This is a genomic window from Verrucomicrobiales bacterium, from assembly GCA_016793885.1.
In the GTDB taxonomy this organism is placed as follows: Bacteria; Verrucomicrobiota; Verrucomicrobiia; order Limisphaerales; family UBA11320; genus UBA11320.
Genome location: JAEUHE010000031.1, coordinates 82,895 through 102,184 on the forward strand (window position 1 = coordinate 82,895; position 19,290 = coordinate 102,184).

Consider the following 19,290-nt stretch of genomic DNA (forward strand, 5'->3'; position numbering starts at 1 on the left):
AGGCCCATCTTTGCCAACAGCACGAATGGAAACTCACGGCATCACCTCCACATCATTGGTTGGAATGATCTCGATCAACTCACGATTCGGCCCCAGGCGAACCAGGAAATACTGATAGATGGCCTCTTCCATCATCGGCTGGGTATCCACCAGGCAGATGTCTCGGTTGTACGGCCCATATCCACCATAGCTGAAGGGCTCGGTGGGATCCCGCAGGAAGACTCCGATAAATGGGTCATGGATCGCCGCTTGCGGACTGGACACCAACGACGCGGGAGCGGAGGCCTTGGATTCGTAGGCAATCGCCTCCATCAGGGGAGTCACCTGGACCAAGTCCGTGGCCGGGTTGGGCCATCGAGCGCTTGGCTTCTGGGCTCGGTACATCACCACCCCGGCGCCGCGATCCGAAAGCAGCGGCACGCTCAGTTCAATACGGGGCACGCTCAGGCTGGACCCTGTGTAGCTGACCGTCGTATCCTTCCCAAAGAGCAGTTCACCCGTGGCAGTATTCCGTAGCAACAGGCTCAGCGGATCCATCTGACCGCTGATCGCTCCGAACCTTCCCCCGGGAGGTTGAAGGTTGGGAGTGGCTCCGATCACGTTCGCAAACCCGATGCGCACTCCTACGCCATCATAGTTACCGGTGGTTAAACGTCGGGCTTTCACCGTCCAGTTCGTCGTGTTGAGCGGAGGCAAAGGGAGCGATGGCCAGGGAACCGAGGCGGAAGCCGTGGGCTGTCCCAGCTTCCACTGGGTGCCGGGAAGCAGCAGCACATTGCTGGCTTCGCTGACGGTCCCATCCACTCCAATAGCCTCGACCAGCACGTATTGATCACCCATGCCGGTCCGATCGATGATGTTCGTGAACGTGGGTCCGTAACCGAGCCGATTCCCGATCTTGGTGGTTTCAATGACCGTGCAGGGCAAGTTGGTGACGGTGCCGTTGTAGTAAAAGTCCCGGCGTTGGACCGGAGGATACTCGTAGGTCAGCTCGATCGGAGAGTTTAACGTTCCACCCGGAATCGTGATCGGCCGCACAAATCCAGAGATCAGCCGGATGGAGGAGGCATCACCAATCCAGATTCGATAGCGAGTGACGCCGTAGCCGGAGCTGCTCCACTCGATCTGCATTTCGCTGCCGGAGTTTGTGGCGGTCACATTCGTGACGCTCCACACCGCCAGGAGAGTCGGTGCACTCAGCATTCCGGCCAGGAAGACAGGGGTTGAGTAGGCACGAAGCCCAGGATTGCCGTGCTTGTCGACCAGCTGGATCGCGTAGCTCGCATCGGCCGAGTTAATCGGCATGGAAGAGTCGGTGAATTGCAGGGAGGTCGCAGTGCCAGCGAGCGCCACCCGTCCCGCGACGTCGTTAGTGACCTCACCGTGATCGAGCAGGACCTCATCACCACCATCCAGACGGCGATACACTCGCCATTCCTTGGTGGAAGGATCCAGCGGGATATCCAGCCTTACCCCGACCACGGGAGCCGTTCCCTGCTGCGAGGAAAGCAGCGGCCGGGGATAGTGGGTATCGCCCGGCTTAGCCACCGAGTTCGACCAAACGCTGGACGCCGAGAATCGGTGTTCCGTGCCGAATCCCAAAGCTCCCGGGGCAGGTCGGTTCAAGGTGAAGGGTTGCGCCGGTCCTGAAACTCCATTCGCCAAACCAGCAGCGAGGTACACGGTAGGAGCAGCCTGGGAGTTGCTGGTCACCATCACGGCCGAGACACGGTTGCTCAACGGATGAAAGTAGTGGCGTCCCAGGCTATACAACTGCGACGGTGACAACAACGGGTCCACCACTAGGAACTCAGCCCAGGCCACGTCACTGGACTCCCGTTCGCAGACAAATCGATAGCGCGCCAGTCCCGCACCCGGCTTATCCCCTTCGATGGTGCGACTGCCGAGCTGAACCACCTGGGGCTTCACATTCCGGATCGTTAACGTCGGCGGCTCAGCGCGCGGCCCCACGCGATCTCTCAGGATGCCATAGGCAGGAGCACTCGGCCCTGAGACCAGTTCTCCGCACGCAGTCTCCTGCACGGCATGCACAGTGTACCAGTACACTTTTCCCTCATCCTTGGCTCGTTGAGGAGATCCGACTCCTAAGTCCACGAACTCCAATCGTGTCCCCGGCACCCACTCCACGACCCCTACCCGGTTCTGAGCCAGGGTCGTCTTGGAATGCATCTCACTCCGGGAGTTCCATCGATGAATGTAGTACCGCCGCACTCGATTCGACGCCCCGCGCGGATCTTCATCCCAGTTCAGTTTTAGGTGCTTAGTGCCGCCTCCAGCTGTAAATCGATAGTCGTTTTGAACCTTCACGCCCCGCGGAATCGGGGGCGGGATCCGATCGCAAATCGTCACGCAGCCTGCGAGCGAGTAGTTGCCATCACGACCCAAGAGATCCGAGGCCGCGACCACATAGCACACGTTATCGCCATCGCGAAAACCAGGACCGCCGGCATATCGATCATTGCGATCCTGAGCAAAGACAGTGACGCCATCTTTGGCAAAATCAGCCACGTCTGCCGCCGTAAACTCCTTGGGAATCAGGATCGGTGAACGATTCACGCGATGCACGTATGGGTTGGTCAACATCATCGAAGCGAGAACACCCGGAGCGGGCGGCGCGGTGTTCCATCCCAGAGAAACCGCGAGGCCACCATCGACACGATACAGGTTAAACCCATGTTGCAAGGGAGCCAGACGCCGCAAGGGGTCTGGTGAGGCCCAACGCACCGCGGCCGTCAGGTCGGCGCGCGCCCGATCCTCCGGCAGCTGCACCGGGGCACCCGGAGCGGGGAGAATGGGAGCGATGGCGGTATTCAGCGTCAGCCGGCCGAGAACAGTAATGTCCTGTCCGGTAGCGAAATCGTGCTCGCGAATCTCGTAGGTCACCACACTGGCAGGCATCACCTCGGTCCAGGCCATGCCCAAGGCCAAGGCCGCACCCGGATATCGCCGAGCCAAGAGTACCATTCTCGCGAGATGTTCGGCATCGTCCCCACCTCGAATGACCGCGGAAAGCTTGGCAGCCAGGGTCAGGGTTCCGACGGGAATTACCTTGTTGAACAAGCCATCAATGGAGTCCTCGAGCTGGGACAGATTCTGACCGATGTTCACCGAGCGCTGAAGGAGAGGGTCGATGACCCGAGTGTCAGCCTGCTGCTTCACGACCGTCTGCAAGGTATACACATTGGTGGAGTTGGCCTCCCCCAGCTTGTGGTACACCGCAAAGCTCTTGCCTTTCAGCTGGGAAGGATCGGCTGCCTGCCAAAGCAAGTAGGCCCAGTTACGACCGGCAGCGTCCCGCCAGGTGGTGCCCGCGGAGGCCACCCACTTTTCCTGGGGCAGCGGGGCGGCCCAGATCGAAAGGCCGCCGGCGACCATCTGAAAAAGGAGGAGGAGTCTCCTCACAATCAGCCTATTTCTCATACGCGTCAAAAATCCCGTTCTGGTAGGTAATACAGACCGTTGGGCTCACCTTCACAAAGAGAATGGTGGCTTCTATCGTGGCGCATCCTTGCATGAACAAATCCTCGATAAGCTGACCGGACATGATGTCACCCAGCTTGGCGGACGCCAGCAACTCAAACGAAGCGCCCCCACCCACCACACACAGGAAATCTCCGCTCACGTATCCTGAGGCCGTACCAAATACCGTCGGGTCGTCCCAACGGAAACCCACTCCTCCGCTGCCGCCATACTCCGCGCGCAGCCAGCAGCCCTCGGTCCCCAACGACAAGCCCATGTCCACCTCGGTGTAGATCCCGGCCCAACCATCCCGTTCCATGACCGATGTGCTGACGCCGATCACCCGTTCCGCCTCCGGAGCCCAACCCTCGAAGGGCTTGTAGGAGCACGTCTTCCCAATCATCAAACCACCCGTAGCGTCCACCAGCTCGATCAGCTTGGCATCCGCGCTCGCGGAGAAGTAATTCTCCTTCGCGCCAAAGGAAGCATCGCCGCCGATGCCCGTCAGACGAATAAATGGGGGAGCCACGGGTATCGGCACCGGAATGTCGAATCCGCCGCCCACCTGAAGGGGCTTGAAGGGGTCCGGCTGGAAGCCGAACAAAAAGTCGAACGCGAGCCGGAAGTCATCCGTAAGGAACCCAGGGATGGACGCATCGGCACCCAAGCTGACCTCGGTGGCATCCCCCGATCCCAGGGTGCAGGTGCCGTCGTTGCCATTGTTATTGTCGTTCTTGATCTGGAACCAGGCCGCGAATTCCAGGAGCGAGCCCTCCTCCGGGTTGTTCTGATCGCCATTCAGCGCCATACGCAAGCGGGTGTCCAAACGCAGACTCTCCAAACTATCACCATTGATCACCGCCGCCCCTTTGATTTCCGCAGCTCCCAAGGCATCGGCCAAATCTCCCAGCAGCGGCGCGTGCTGCTCGACTAGTCCACCTAGGTTCTCATCCAGAACCTTTTCGACCACTCGATTCAACTCGGCGATGGCGCTATTCACGGCCTCGACCAACAGTCCGTTCAAATCATAGACCACTTCACGCAGGACGGTCTGCACCGCAGCCGGGACACCGGTCGCGTAAAACTGATTCTTGATCTGGTTCTTCAGGGTGGTCTTGAAGGTCTCTTCGGCTACATCCAGGAAAGGATCGTCCACGGTGCAGACGAAGCTGGAAAGGTAGGCGGAGGCATCCTGCTTGCTGCGCTGGGCCGCGGCATCCAAATCCGCCGCCGCGGTGGTAAAGACCGCGGATAGATTCAAAGCCAGGTCGCCGGACGCCTTGAGCCTGTTCCGCAGATCACCCAGTTGATCTCGAAGCTCACCCAAGGTCTGCTCGATCTCATCGAGCGGAAGATCTTCGTCGCCCAATAACTCATCGATCATCGCCGTGATACCGGCGTCGACCACCACCCCGGCGAGATCACCCAACACCTGCGAGACCATCTCCCGCCCGGTGGCGCGTTCCAATCCTTGCTGGGTGATGAACCCCACCTGGGTGCCGATCGACGCGCCGTCGGCATCACGCGTGATCGTCCCAGCAACGGCATCAATCGCAAACTGCGCATCCGCCAGGTAAGCGTCGGTCTTCCCGATGACGCTCTGCGCTTCATCAAACCTACCCGCCATCGTCTTCAACTCGGAGGCGACACTCGAGCCGGTTCCGGATCGCGTCAGATAATAGTCGTTCAGGAGAGGATCGGCCTCCGTCACGAAAGAGCACGGAGACACAGCTTCGTAGCGCGACTCGAGCTCGTCATAAAGGTCATCCAGAATGGGGTCCAATACCTGATCCAAGATGGGATCGAGGAATACCTTCGGATCCGCGTTGAGGATCTCGCCCAATTGACCCAGGCCCTTGTCGAAGACACCCAACTGCGCCTCAACGACCTTGCTGAGCGCTGCTGAAAGTCCGCTCTCCTCGAGCAACATCTCGGTGAGATTCATGACCGGCAGACCTTCGTACTTCAGCCCAAAAGTCAGGTCGGCGGTTTGATTGTCCAAGTACTCCAATCGGCTCTGGGTTTCGAGAACCAGCAAGTCCTTGACCTTCGGCGCCAACCCCGCAAAGGAGCGACTGGCGGAGGACCACACCAACGGATAGTCGAATTTGACAACTTCCGCCCAGACCTTTTGAGCTCGAGGGTTGTAAAGCTCGGTGGTCTGATCGCGATAGCTGGCCACGGTTCCGCCGGGCTTGCCATTGTTCGCCTCGTCAAAATAGGAGACGTTGAAAAAGTCTGCACTGCCATCCCTCCATCCGTAATTGTCGGCAAATCCCGACGTGGGCCATCCACCCATTAGGTAGAGCGCCGCGGATTGGGCACTCCCCCCACTCACATGCAGGTGTACCGGGATATCCTCAAAGAAGGCAACGTTCAGATCCCCAATCACGTTGAACCATCCCGAATCGGCCTGTTTCGCGTTATCGTAGTTGTTGAGATACCCGTCGCAGACGGGTGTGAGCGAATAGGTGCTGCCGCCCGGCCCATCGAAGCGCACCGTGGTTGGCCCCTTTAGGCGCGAATCCGCACCAAAGTATCCGGAGGACTTGGAGATCAGGGTGCCGTTGGTTTCGAAAAACACTCGCCCAGTGAAGTTACTGCCACGGAACCCGACGGGGGCGAGGCTCACATCGAACGTGAGCCGGTAGTCCGAGGCATCACAGGAGGTGTTCAAAAGAATCCTCCACCCATTGGTGCTCGTCTCCGTCAGACGCTCAAAGGCCAGCCCGTTGATGGTGATCCAGGTGTTCCAGTAGTTCAGGTAGAGCCTCTGATCGCGAGTGGCACCCGGGGTGCCGACCAACTGTCCGCTGCAGTTGAGTTCCAACTGCGACAGCTCCACATCGATGCCCGCCGGGAATGGCAGGTTGATATGGCCCTGGATGGCGGACTGGAAGGGTTTCCCGTTCAAGAACGACACGCTGAGATTGCTGATGGATCCCTGGTAGCCATAGATACCTTCGATCGAAAAAGCCCCCGGAATCGCTTCATGCCGTCCAAATACCCCTCCCCGGCGAACGTAATATTTCGCGGCGTTGCTCAGAGTATAGAGTCCTGAGTTCTGATTCGCGATGCGACTTCTCCCCTGCGGCGTCGAGTTCGTAGCGGGCTTGAAGTTCAATCCCGCATAATCCCCCAGCCCATCTTCGTAGTTGAGTTGGGCCGTTCCACCACCCTGGCCAGGACGCCCCACCACCGCTCCCGTCGCACTGTCGACCGAGGCGTACAGCAACGCCGTGGGGTGCAGTGCCAGGTCCAACTCCACCGATTCCGCGACGAGCATGGTGCCGGCCATGTGAAAGGCAGCCTTGGTGAAGTCCAAGGCCTGATGAGCATAGTCGGACCCGTCGTGTTTCCCCCAGCGCAGGTCAAAGGGAGAGCTGAAAGTAGTCGGAGTAGCGAGCCCGCCATCGGGGGTGAACCGCAATGCACCCACCGGGGCGTTCGTAATCGACTCCGTGCCGGGGAGAATAGGAATGGCTCCGCAGTCGGCGCAGGTCAGCTCATAGCTGAGCTTGATGTCATCAGGGCCAGGCAAATTGCTGGTGGCGGGAACGACTAGATCATCACGGATCGAAATCTTCCCCCTGCCCGACCAGGACAACACGGTGTCGGAGGGAAAGTGCGTTTCAAAGCTTCCCCCGCCCTCCCGCAGATGCACATCGTAGGTAGCTAGGGCGCGATGAGACGAGTCAGCCCGAATCTGAACGGTCGCCGAGGACACCACATCCACGTAGTCCCAGTAATGATCGTTGGATGGCTTCTCAGCCAAGCTGAGAGTTTGGAGCACGTTCGTTTTGCCTCGAAGCGTTTCATAATCGCCTCCGCGCGCTGACAAAACCCCGGTCGGGACAATCTCCAGAACTCCAGCGGACGATTTCCAAGTGAAACCGGTAGACTGAAACCAGACCGGCCGCCCCTCCTCCGCGGAATAAATCCCCGCGGGCTCAACGAAACTCAAATCCTGAGCCGGGCGCAAATTGCCTGCATTGAGGGGAGCGTTGGTAAACGTGACTCGACTGCGACAGAGCGGTGAGTCCACATTACCCACCCGATACCCGAAGCCCTGAGGCAGCCTCAGCTCAACGGTTCCCAGAAGCCCCGCAGCGCCCAACGAAAGTCCGGTGGAAACTGAATACTCGAAGCCTTGAACGACCTTGTCCACCGGCGCGGCTAGGCTGAGGGCGTAGCTCCCACTGAGCACTTGCGCCGTGCCATTGGTGAGAAGTCGAATCGAAAGCGTCGTGTTTCCGCCAAAAGTCAGCGGAGGTTGTGCTCCCGTTACCTGACCATTCCCCGCGGATACCCTGAGATTGGCTTGAACCCCCGCATTGTTAGTGCCCAGGGGTGATGGCGAATTGGCTATGGAGGTGAAGGTGCCGGCACTCGTCGCAAACTGGAGCTGGCCGTTGAAGTGGAGCAAGGTCTGGGCACCCGTCGATTGTATCCCATCGGTAACAGTTACCACCGGACCACTCGTGCTCTCTGCGTGTGTCATCGTCACTCGGAGCTCGTAGGCGCTGAGGGAGCTGAGTTGAACTCCGCTAGCCGGCTCGACACTGATCGCATAGCTCTTGCTGGAAACGACCGGTTGGCGCGGAGAACCTGCCAGGTAGGCAGCCAACAGCTCATTGGTGCTCAGCTGGGTTTGCCTCAGCGGAATCAGGTTCCCGCCCGGGACCTGCCGCAGTTCCCAAGAAAAGTTCACCGGGACTGACGCAGCGGGTCCAGGGGAGGCCGCGGAGAACGAATCGTAACGGCGCAAGGTCGCGCCGACCGTGAAGAGGAAAGAGGGTTGAGCGCCTCCCACCACCGCAAATCCACGATCCAACCCGAGACTGTCCAAGGAACCGATCACGTTGAGCACCGAGTCCGCGCTCACGGTGTTGGTGAAATGGTAGTAAACGCGAGCGATGTCGCTGGCCGAAATTCCCGTCGCACCCGCACCCGGTTCCACCAGACTAAACTCCACCCGATAAGCCTCACCGGGAACCAATCGACGCAGTGGCTGAAGCCCCACCACATTGGTGATCGCGACGCTCGCGCCAGCGAGGAGATTGACCTGATTGGTCGAATCGTAGGTGGAAGTGGCGTTCGTCGAGTTCGAACCCAAGGCAGCAATCGGATATACCAGCCCCGCGCTGTCCAGCAATCGATAGCTGAACACATAAGTCGAGGCAATCTGGGCCGTGTTGGTATTTTGAAATAGCACGATGGATTCGGCCCTCACTGCCTCACGATTGTAAGCGGGGTCCGCCTGCAGAGAATCCTGATCAGAGTCCATGACAAACCCGTTGGTGCTGAGACTCCGAAAGGAAGAAAGCGTCTCCACGAGACCACCCACCGTCGCCGGGGGCGCGCCCGTTGTGGATGTCACCGTGGCCCAGGTCGAGGCGACGCGCAGTTCATCAACGATCGTCGCTGCAGGCGCGTTGGGACCTTGAAACAAAGCGAGACTGTTGAGCGAGAGCCCGAGTTGGGAGGCGGGGGTTCCGACCACATTGGTCAAGGTGGCAACGGGGGCTGCCCCGGCTCCCAGCGTCGAGGAGTCCGGATTCAGCCACAACCGCGACACATCCAGATTGCCCGGGATGAAGTTGTAGCCCACCACCACATAAACCACGTCGGAGGAAGTGAGAACATTTGTTGCCCAGGAGGCGTTCGCTTGAACGCTGGTGTTTCTTCCCAAACCCACCTGGTAGCCACCCGCCGTCGGACGGACGAGCAGGCGGCCGAAGAGAGCGGTGGCGGCTGGAAAATTGGTGCCGGTAATCGAGTCGAATCCTGCTACCGTCGACACGCCCGCCATACCGCTCAGGGAACTGAGCCGAAGCAGAACGGAATAGAACAGGGGTCCGCTGCCTACGGAGTCATTCCAGACGAGACGAGCGCCGCTCAGGTTGGTGTTCGCGGGACGTAAACTCCGTCCCGTCGACGAAGGGAGGCCTATGTAGGAAAGGTTACCAGCCCCCAGCACCAAATCAGGATCGGCAGGAACTCCGAGCTTAATCCAGGTCCAACCTCCGCCCGCCGGCACTTGCCCGCCCAGGGGGCTCCCATTGGCGTAGGGAAAACCCTCATAAACCGGAAGTCCAGCCCAGCCCGAACGAACGACCAGGAAAAACAGGATTATCGTTCGCAAATACGTCATCGCGCTCACTATGACGTATAGAATCGGCCTCTGTTATGAAGAGTTAAACCCCACTAGCAGCCTGACGCACTTGTCCCTACGACGCCGAAGAATTGCCAGCTCAGGGAGCCGGTGTTCGGGAATATCAAAATCTCCAGCTAAGGCCACCGTGGAAACGAAAGTCCGGGACATTCTGTAACCCTCGGTTGTCCACCGAGATCGGAAGATCAACTCCGGCGCTGATGCTTGCATGCTCCCCGACGGTGACCCGGATGTCCGGCCCTAGATACCAAGCACGCATGCCCGTGCTGCTCACGTCATGGGAAAAAACCCGATCAGGCGCCACCTCATCGTACGAGACGAGGGCCTGCACGCTGACCGTAAAGCTCTCCCTGGTAATTAGATAGGCACCAGGACCCGTGGAAAGCATCCACTGACTGCCATACCGGTACCCCGATTCTCCGCGGGTGCGGAGGTAGTACTGAGCCTGGCTATTCAGAAACCAGCGGCTCCAGCGGCTATTGACCGCGAGACCGAAAACCCCATCCCAGGAGCCGGTCCCCAGCGCGAGATCCCGAAGGTGCACCCCGCTGACGGCGTGCTGATGTCCGACCCCATACAGCGCGTCCAGCTCCCGAGTCGATTCCGCTTCCTCGCGAACACGGGTCGCATCGCCTGTCGGAAGCTTGGCTCCAGCATAAGTGTTGATCCCAAAAGACCATTTCATCTTCTGGACCTGCACCGGAGCGAACCTCACGATGGCCGACACATCACCCAAGCCCTGCTCCGTTCCTCGTTCCGAACTCACACCGGTCGGCGTCAACTGCAAGCGGTTGAAGCTTCGATGCACATAGGGCAGGTTCAGGCTGAAGCCCAGCCGATCTGAGACATTGTAGGTGGGCACGACATGGGTCTGGAAGCTGTCTAGAAACACAGTATCCAAAATGGAGGCCGGGAGCTGGCGTCCTTCAAGCTGTACCGTACCCGCAGGTACGAACTGCTGGGCCAGACTCAACACAAAACCGCGTCCCCCGTCTGGCCGCGTGCTTGCTGCATTGTTGATCGCACACAGATCGCAAGTCTCACCGCCAAAGGTGCTCCCGAACAGTATTCCAGGAAGAATGCCCCTCTGCACCAAACCGACTGGTAACCGCCTACATCTCGATGTTTTCATTCAGTCAGTGCCCCGGGGAAGAACAGCCGATTAGGGCTTGGCGAGCAGCCGATAAAACCGCTGCTGGTTGGTGATGGAGTCAGCCACGACATAGTGGTTTGCAAAGGGGAAAGCTGGGGCGACAAAAAAATCTCTCCACACGGCCGGGCTGGCATTCGAGAGGCCCGAGCTGGAAACCTGAACAACATAGGTACGATTGGGCTCGGTGTCGAAGTGCACCACTAGCAGCTTGGGGGAAAGAAGATCGATTCCGGTAATCCGGGGCTCCGAGGCGGAGACAAACAACCCACCCAACACGAAAAGACCACTCAGGATTGTCCAGAGCACTGGGCACTGTACGTTACGAATAACAGCCAGTCGGATCATGGGTCATGGGTTTCGACGACAGCTTGAACTTTATCCGTCTGCGGTTCGGGAAGACAAGCCTGGAGTGAGGCTCGAGCCAGGTGGGCGTGAGTATTTCCAGGTGAGGGCGCATCTGAACCAGCAGCAATTTCCGACTCCGTCGGGTCCTGAAAAGCGGTAGAGGGCTACCGCACTCCAAGACACTTCGCGAAACAGGTGACCCGTATGGAGTGCTGTAGCCCTCTACAGCTTTCCCACCCCCCGGAGGGGGATCTTGGCTGTCCTCACCCGGAAAAAAATCATACCCATGGCGTTCACGAACCACTACTGCTTGTCTCCCCCTGCAGATAGGAACGCTCCTTAAAACGCATCGCAAAGGGCACGTAGACCACGGTGGCTACCGCCATGAACAAGGCAAAGGCCAGGTAGTAGTCCGACCCGCTCAACTTGGAGGTACCGTCGGAATTCTGATTCCAATGATTCACCACTGCCGTCAGACCGTTGCCCAGGGAGATTGAAGCCAGCATCAGCGACATGATGATCGACTTCATGCGCGGAGGGGCCTGGCGATACGAAAACTCGAGGCAAGTCCCATAGGCGAGCACCTCCCCCGCCGTCAGCAACGCATGCCCCAAGAGCTGCCAAACGATGTTGGGCCGCTGGCCCGCGGCGATCTCCCGCTCGATCCAGGCGGAAAGAACGAAAGCGATCACGGGCATGACCAATCCCAGACCTATCTTCCGCAGGGCCGTCAACTCCACGATCCGACCCACCGCCGGATAGAGTACGTACGAAAACAAGGGGATAAAGACCAGGACGAGCAGCGGATTGACCGCGTTCACCTGATCCGGCAACCACTCGCTTCCCAGGAACACCCGATTCATGTGGTCCGCCTGCAGAACCCAGGCGGAATAGGCCTGATCGCTCAGGCACCAGAAGGCGGCGATGAACAGGTAGATGACGCTGAGCCGCGCCATGACTCCCAGGCCCTCGCGACTGAATACCTCCTTCACAAAACCCATGCCCGCCGCCGGAATATGCACGAACCGGTGACGTCCCAGCCAAAAAACCCAGGTAGCCACCAACATGAGCAACCCCGGAACACCAAACGCCACATTGGGTCCGTGTTCCCGCAGGAGTTTGGGGATCCAGAGGGTTGAGACAAACGATCCCGCGTTGATCGAGAAATAGAACCAATAAAAGACCTTCTCCAGGAGATGACGATTGTTCTTCCCAAATTGATCGCCCACATGGGCCGAAACGCAGGGCTTGATTCCGCCTGAGCCGATGGCGATCAAGGTCAGACCGATGGTCAAACCGGTCAAAGTGTCGTCCAGAGCCAAAGCCAAATGCCCGAAACAATAGACGATCGAGAGCACCATAATCGTCCAATATTTCCCCAGAAACACGTCGGCCAATAAAGCTCCCAGCATCGGAAAAAAGTAAGCAGCCGATTGAAACGAATGGTAATAGACCATGGCCTCGTCCTTGCTGAGCGGGGCCTTTTCACCGGCCTTGTCGCGCAGATACTGCGTCATGAACACCATCAGGATGGCGCGCATCCCATAATAAGAAAAACGCTCTGCCGCTTCGTTGCCGATGATGTAGGGCACGCCGGGAGGCATGGTCGAAACGGGGAACGGAGCGGTCGCGTAAGGTTGCTTAGCCATGTCGAGGAATAGGATATCTTCACCCACAGCGAGTTGTGAAGCCCGGATCAGGAAGATGGGGTTAAGTTTCCGGATCATCCTGCCGTTGTTAGAAGGAGCGCATCTCCGATGCGCGCAGCCTGAATTACGTTGACGTTATGGAATGCCGCAAACATCGCCTTCTGCAAGTCTGGATGGCCCTCGCCGGTGCGCTGGCCCTCTGGGGCACTACGTTTCCCCTCTGCGCCAACCAGTGGCTAACTGACTACCCGGCGGCCAAGGCCCTAGCACGTCAGCAGAACAAACTCGTGCTGATCAACTTCACAGGTTCCGATTGGTGCGGCTGGTGCATGAAGCTCAAGGAAGAGGTCTTCGATCAACCCGAGTTCCGGGCCTATGCGGCGCAAAATCTGGTGCTGCTCGAAGTTGACATCCCTAAGAAGAAGAGCCTGAGCGAGGCGCAGTTGAGCGCCAACCGAGCGCTGGTGGGGCGATACAACGCCCAAGGCAAACCTACCTTGGTCGTCCTCGGTCCCAACGGGGATGAAATCGGTCGGACCGGATACCGCCCCGGCGGCCCCAAGCCTTTGATCGCCGCGTTACAGCAGATGAGTGGAAAACCAGCCAGCGCGCCCAGCGGCCAACCACACCTCGCCACTGCGGAAAAGACCGCCCCGACGGCACCGGCACCGTCTGGAAAATCGCTTCTGCCTTGGGTGACCGGCAATGCTCGGGCCTCAAAGCCAGCGGAGGATGATCTCCGCCTCAAGAGCATCTCCGGCCCTCCCAAACGCCGCGTCGCTCTTATCAACAACGAGACGCTGGCGGCTGGAGATGATGTTCGTGTGGTAGTGGGAAACAAAACGGTTCGGGTGCATTGCATCGAGATTCGCGACACCTCGGTGATCATCCGCGTCGATTCCGAGGAACAGGACCGGGAACTCCGGCTGAGCAGGTAGCCAGCCCCAGGCCAGAACAGACAGCCAGAGCGGCTAGGCCGCTTGAGGTAGTTGCCCGAGCTCAGGCCCGGCCAGTGGCCTGGTATGGCTCAGCAACTGGGTAAGAGAGAGATGATCGTTCTGAGCAGCATAGAGCAGGAGCGCGCGAAACCCATTCAGGAAAAGCTCCATCTGCTCTGGATCGACCACTGTCGAGTCGAAGGCCGCCCACCCCGCCAAGCCGTCAGGACCTTCGCGCAAATCCAGGATCAGATCAAAGCAACCTGGTCCTCGCCGGACCTCGAACACGCTGGCCGAAGCTTCCCCCAAGTCGGGCATCTCCCATCCACGCCCCGAATAAGTCACCAGCACTCGCGGACCCGGACGCCCCGCTTCACAAGAACCGTAGGCGAGGGGAAACAATGCCGAGAACGGAACATCGGGATGCGTGAACGCCTCAGTCAGGCGCACCCCGACCTGCTCAACTAACTTTGAGAATGGGAGGGATTCCCGAGGTGTCAGGCGGAGCGCAAGAAAGTTGGAGAAGCATCCCACCAGTTCGTTCTCCAGCTCCGATGGACGGCCCGGAGCTTCCGTCGCGAGCATCGGTTCCTTGATCCCAAGGATTCCCTTCAAAGCCAATGCCAGCCCGGAGATCACCACCGCGCCGATGGAAGCCGAGGCGTGAAGGGCTGCGGGCCGAAGCTGATCGCTAAAGGCACGGGGAAATCCGAGATATCGAGAACAGCACACTCCCGGCTGACGCACCGCGCCTGCGGGAGAGTTGCCTGCCCAGGCAGAGACGGGCTGAGGAGGAATCGATAAAGTGATCCCGTGCCAATAGTTCCAGGCTGGGGATTCCTGACGTTCTGCCGCCGTCGGTTCGGGCCGGCTGGCAAACGCAGCGAAGGACCCCTGTAGCGGCGGCAGCCAAGGTTCGCTGCCCGAGCAAACCGCCGCGTAATGTTCGCTCAACTCGCTGAATACCACCTCCAGAGAGGCGCCATCGGCGATCAATTGATGAAAAACAAAAATCATCAGGAAGTCATCCGCCGACCGCCGAATCAAACGGACGCGCCAGAGGGGCGCCACCGAGAGGTCGAACCCCCAGGCAAAGTCGTCCTGAATGGTCTTCTGTTCAAAGTCCTCGCGCAACTCAGGAGCCAGCGACTCCACATTGGTGTGCAACAAAGGCACCACGCACGTTTCCGCAATCGCGATGCGGAAGGATCCGTTTTCTGCCGTCACCGCGGATCGCAAGACTGCTTGCCGGCGCTGAAGGTGGCCGAGTGCCGTCTCCAACGCGCCCAGATCCAGCACGCCCCGAACCTGCAACACCACCCCCTGATGCCAGGCCGCCAGCGAAGGCCCAGAGGAATAGGCCCGAGCGATCGCTTCCTGGCCGCGGGTCAGCGGATGCACGCCGGCAGGCGGGGTTTGCAGATCGAAAATCAACCGCTGCAACCCTCGTAAAAAGGAATGAGACTTGGCATCGCCCTGGGACATAATCACTTCGGTTACAGTGGCCGAGGTTCCGACTCACCGTCCGCCTTTCTGGGCTCTTAATCGCCAGTCAGAGCCAAACCTAAAGCCAAGAAATCAATCCGAACGACCCTTGGGATCCCAAGCGTCACGCAGCCCGTCCCCCACAAAATTCAAAGCCAGCAACGCGACCACCAACATCCCGGCTGGGAAAGCAATGAGCCACCAATAGACGCGGATCGGGTTGAGCTGGGAGGCCCCGTCCGATATCAGCGATCCCCAGCTGGCCATCGGGGGCTGAATGCCCATTCCCAAATAGCTCAAGAAACTCTCGTAGAGAATGATCGCCGGCACTGTCAAGGTCGCATAAACGATGACCACCCCATAGATGTTGGGTAAAATATGGCGCACCAGGATTCGGAGCGGGCTCGCTCCCAGCGCGATGCTCGCGTCCACAAACGTGCGATGCCGAAGCCCCAGCACCTGCCCACGAACGATGCGAGCCATGTTCAACCAGGAGATAGCCCCCAGTCCAACAAACAGGAAGAGGAGCCGACAGTATCCGGTCGCTTCCGTGCCCCACCCGAACCACCCTTGCAAACGGTTCCGCACCAAGCCTTCAAGGGTTGTAATCATCACGATGACAAAAATGATGGAAGGCAGACTGTAGAGGATATCCACGATCCTCATGGCCATGCTGTCGACGCTCCCCCCTTTGAAGCCTGCCACGGCTCCCCAACTCACTCCAATCACCACTGCGACCGCCGCCCCTACCAGCCCCACCAGCAGCGAGATCCGAGCCCCATAAAACACCCGGGTGAGCAGGTCTCGTCCATGAATATCGGTGCCAAACCAGTGTTTGGAACTGGGAGGCTGGAACTGGAGATCAGAAGTCGCATCGAAGGCGTAAGGTGCCAGAGCCGGCCAAAGAAGGACTACGGCCAGGAGTGCCGAGAGAAACACCAAGCTCACCACCGCCGGGAAGTTGCGAAGGAAACGACGGCGAGCCCGTTGGTTGGGAGTCAGGTGCAGCGCTGGCAGGGCCTGCGGCTGAATCGCTGGGGATGAATCCGGGGTTTGCATGGAATAACGTTCTCAAGGAAGCGGGCCGACGCCCTCTCAACCGGGCTTTACCCGCCGATCCAAAAAGCTGTAACTGATGTCAACCACCAGATTGAGCAGTACCAGCATCAGGGCGTACACGAGGACGAGACCCACGACCATCGGGTAGTCGCGCCCCAAGGCGGCGTTCACTAAGAACACGCCAATGCCCGGGATTCGGAACAGATTCTCCACGACAAAGGAGCCGGTCAGCAGATCGGCCAGCAGTGGACCACAATAGGAAACCACCGGCAAGATGGCCAGCCGCAGGGCGTGCTTGATCACCACCGTCGATTCGCTCAGGCCCTTGGCTCGAGCCGTGGTGATGTAGCCCTCCTTCAGCACCTCGGTCATGCCTTCCCGCATGAGCCGGGAGATCCGGCCGGCAAAATAAAGCCCCAAGGCAATGGTCGGCAGCACCGCGTGCCAAGGAGAGTCCCACAGCGCCACGGGAAAGATCCGGTAGTGCATGCCGAAAGCCATGATGAGCAGCGGGCCGACCACAAATCCCGGGATGCAGAAAGCCAGCAAAGCAAAAAAGCTCCCGATGTAATCTCCCCACTCGCCGCGTCGCAGCGCTGTGTAGACCCCGGTTGGGATGCCGACCCCCAAGGCAAACAGGAACGCCAGCAGCCCCAGCGTCATCGAGACCGGCAACCCTTGGGCTAGCACATCGTTCACACTGTGGTTGCGATACTTGAAGGAGGGACCCAGGTCGCCCTTGATCAGGCCACCCTCCGACCAACGGGTGCCACCCTTGCCATCCGGCTCGCGGAGCACGCCGAGGAAACGCAGATACTGTTTCCAGGTGGGATCGTCGAGATGGTATTTCGCGAGCAGCGCGCGTTCAATTTCGGGCGAAGCCGGCTTGCGTTCCTTGTCGAAAGGACCGCCGGGCGCAATGCGCACCAACTGGAAGGAAACCCAGCTGATAACCAGCAGCAGCGGGATCAACCCCAGCAACCGTCGTGTGATATGAATCCACATACCCAGAGTTAAATGGTGTCGTGCGAGCGCTATTTTCGCCCCGCCGGAACACCCGGCGTCTTGGGCTTTTTCCGAATCGGATAGATCGCATGCTCATCCAACAGGTTGGCGTGAATACCTTCGATTCGGTCCGGATCATAAAATGTGATGCCGGCGTAATAGAACAAAGGGAGGATCGGCGACTCATCGAAGACCAGGATCTTCTCGGCCTGCGACAGCAGACTTGCCCGCTGTTTGAGATCGGTCATCGCGTTCGCCTTTCGCATCAGCTCATCGTAGCGGGAGTTCTTCCATCCGGTTCGATTGTTCCCATTGTTGCTCATGAACATGTCGAGGAAGGTATTGGCGTCGTTGTAGTCCCCGACCCAGGCACTGCGGCTTAGATCAAAATTCACCGCGCTCTGATCGGCCAGATAAACCTTCCACTCCGTGTTCCGCAGCTCGAGCTGAATGCCCAGTTCCTTTTTCCACATCTGCTGCAGCTCGACGGCCACCTGCTCATGCTGCTTCGCGGTGTTGAACAGGTAGTGGAAGGACGGAAAGCCCTTTCCACCAGGATAGCCGGCTTCTGCCAAAAGCTGGCGCGCCCGCTCGGGGTCATAGGGAAGCCCCTCCGGACCGGCATAGTTGGCGGTGCCGGGCGGCACCAGGGTGGAGGCGGGCTTTTCTCCGCCCTGCATGATGTGGGTGGCGATTCGAACCTTATCCACCGACATCGCGAGCGCTTGACGAACTCGAACGTCGTTGAAGGGCGGGCGAGTTACGTTGAAGCGAACGAAATAGGTCGCCAGATAGCTGAAAAAGTGGGTGGAGGGACGATGCTTGAGCACGTCCATCAGCTCCATCGGGATCAGGGTTTTGTCCCAGATGACATCGGCCTGCCCGGTCTCGAACAGATTCAGAGCCGTATTCGCCGATTCGAGATGCACCAAGTCCACCACCTCATTCAAGATGTTGGCGGCGTCCCAGTGCTTGGGATTCTTGCGCAGCCGAACCTTATCGTTCACCCGCCAGCTCTCCAGGGTGTAGCATCCGCTGGTGGGAAGCGGCTTGGCCATCAGCCATCGATCTCCATATTTCTCGATCGTCTGCCGAGGCACGACTGCCAAGGTGCGAAAGGCGCAGAGCTCGAGAAAAAATGCGGTGGGATTCTCCAGCTCGACTTCCACCAGATGGGGATGCACGGCGCGGACCCCCAGCTGGGTGAGATCCTTGATCTTGCCCGTGCTGATGGGCTCCCCATTCTTCACGTAATAGAGCTGGCCGGCGTAATCGGCCGCGGTGGCCGGATCGATCACCCGACGCCAAGAATACACCACATCCTCGCTCGTAATTGGTTCCCCGGTGGACCAAAGGGCGTTTGTCCGGAGAAAGAATCGGTAACGCAGGCCGTCGGGAGAGATCTCCCAACGCTCCGCGATCCCCGGGCTGGGCGCGGCGGTAACCGGATCCAATCGAGTGAGGCCCTCAAAAAGCCCGGCTGCGACCCGGCCGTCCGGCTGCCCTGTGCAGATCGCGGGATCCAGGCTCTCCGGCTCAGTACCGTTGATCAGGACCAAGTCAGCCTTCGGCTCGTGGCGTACGCAACCGGTTAGCATGATGGCCAATGCCACGACAAAGACAGCTCCAAAGCCCTGGAGGAGTGCCCGAAATGCGGGACCCAGATCTGATTCGGACTTTCGAGCAGATGGACTCAAAGCTGGCATGGTAATCGAAGCGAGCGTGTCATACACAACCGCACACCCCAAACAAGAGCGTTTGCGCGATCGAACCTCAAGCGCGAAAAAGCGTTCGCACGCCATCCCTGCTAAAGCAGGAACTCCATACTCCAAGGCCGCTCCCCGTACGGAGTTCCGGCTTTAGCCCAATCCATGCAGTTGAGCAAAGTCACTGTTTGAGGTGTGCTAGCGGTATTACATGAAAAACTCAACTAAGCACCTCGACGTATCGAGTCCCCAAACAGTGACGGAGTTTATTAAGCTGCATAACGGGCAGGAAACA

At 59.1% G+C, this 19,290-nt stretch carries 10 protein-coding genes; 1 reads left to right on the forward strand and 9 read right to left on the reverse strand.

All coding sequences use genetic code 11. From position 1 onward, the window contains the following. Positions 1–33 precede the first annotated feature (33 nt). From JNN07_04060 to JNN07_04080, 5 genes are all read right to left on the reverse strand, one after another. Positions 34–3,423 (reverse strand): hypothetical protein, encoded by a 3,390-nt coding sequence (locus JNN07_04060; GenBank protein ID MBL9166892.1) that lies wholly within the window; start codon positions 3,421–3,423, stop codon positions 34–36. Positions 3,424–3,430: 7 nt separating this feature from the next. Then, positions 3,431–9,634, reverse strand: a complete 6,204-nt coding sequence (locus tag JNN07_04065) for a hypothetical protein (protein ID MBL9166893.1) — start codon at positions 9,632–9,634, stop codon at positions 3,431–3,433. A 124-nt stretch (positions 9,635–9,758) separates the two neighbouring features. Continuing rightward, the gene (locus tag JNN07_04070; GenBank protein MBL9166894.1) at positions 9,759–10,787 is read right to left on the reverse strand and encodes a hypothetical protein; all 1,029 of its coding nucleotides are present in this window, start codon (positions 10,785–10,787) and stop codon (positions 9,759–9,761) included. A 30-nt stretch (positions 10,788–10,817) separates the two neighbouring features. Continuing rightward, on the reverse strand, positions 10,818–11,153 hold the full coding sequence (locus tag JNN07_04075; protein MBL9166895.1) for a hypothetical protein: 336 nt from the start codon (positions 11,151–11,153) through the stop codon (positions 10,818–10,820). Between the two features lie 293 nt (positions 11,154–11,446). Beyond that, positions 11,447–12,802, reverse strand: a complete 1,356-nt coding sequence (locus JNN07_04080) for a POT family MFS transporter (GenBank protein MBL9166896.1) — start codon at positions 12,800–12,802, stop codon at positions 11,447–11,449. Between the two features lie 137 nt (positions 12,803–12,939). Between JNN07_04080 and JNN07_04085 the strand changes: the two genes are divergently transcribed. After that, positions 12,940–13,740: a thioredoxin family protein gene (locus JNN07_04085; protein MBL9166897.1), complete on the forward strand. Its 801-nt coding sequence runs from the start codon at positions 12,940–12,942 to the stop codon at positions 13,738–13,740. 33 nt (positions 13,741–13,773) lie between these two features. Here JNN07_04085 and JNN07_04090 read toward each other — a convergent pair whose 3' ends face one another. The 4 genes from JNN07_04090 to JNN07_04105 form a co-directional block, all read right to left on the reverse strand. After that, on the reverse strand, positions 13,774–15,225 hold the full coding sequence (locus tag JNN07_04090) for a hypothetical protein (protein ID MBL9166898.1): 1,452 nt from the start codon (positions 15,223–15,225) through the stop codon (positions 13,774–13,776). Positions 15,226–15,318: 93 nt separating this feature from the next. Continuing rightward, positions 15,319–16,284, reverse strand: coding sequence for an ABC transporter permease (locus JNN07_04095; protein MBL9166899.1), 966 nt, complete (start codon positions 16,282–16,284; stop codon positions 15,319–15,321). Positions 16,285–16,320: 36 nt separating this feature from the next. Then, entirely contained in the window at positions 16,321–17,289 is a 969-nt protein-coding gene (locus JNN07_04100; protein MBL9166900.1) for an ABC transporter permease, read from the reverse strand. Positions 17,290–17,318: 29 nt separating this feature from the next. Continuing rightward, entirely contained in the window at positions 17,319–18,986 is a 1,668-nt protein-coding gene (locus JNN07_04105) for a peptide ABC transporter substrate-binding protein (GenBank protein MBL9166901.1), read from the reverse strand. Positions 18,987–19,290 lie beyond the last annotated feature (304 nt).

Excerpts from the sequence above, each read along its gene's own strand:
- JNN07_04095 (MBL9166899.1), bottom strand. The coding sequence starts at position 16,284 with ATGCAAACCCCGGATTCATCCCCAGCGATTCAGCCGCAGGCCCTGCCA.
- JNN07_04100 (MBL9166900.1), bottom strand. The coding sequence starts at position 17,289 with ATGTGGATTCATATCACACGACGGTTGCTGGGGTTGATCCCGCTGCTG.
- JNN07_04085 (MBL9166897.1), top strand. The coding sequence starts at position 12,940 with ATGGAATGCCGCAAACATCGCCTTCTGCAAGTCTGGATGGCCCTCGCC.
- JNN07_04075 (MBL9166895.1), bottom strand. The coding sequence starts at position 11,153 with ATGATCCGACTGGCTGTTATTCGTAACGTACAGTGCCCAGTGCTCTGG.
- JNN07_04070 (MBL9166894.1), bottom strand. The coding sequence starts at position 10,787 with ATGAAAACATCGAGATGTAGGCGGTTACCAGTCGGTTTGGTGCAGAGG.
- JNN07_04065 (MBL9166893.1), bottom strand. The coding sequence starts at position 9,634 with ATGACGTATTTGCGAACGATAATCCTGTTTTTCCTGGTCGTTCGTTCG.
- JNN07_04090 (MBL9166898.1), bottom strand. The coding sequence starts at position 15,225 with ATGTCCCAGGGCGATGCCAAGTCTCATTCCTTTTTACGAGGGTTGCAG.
- JNN07_04080 (MBL9166896.1), bottom strand. The coding sequence starts at position 12,802 with ATGGCTAAGCAACCTTACGCGACCGCTCCGTTCCCCGTTTCGACCATG.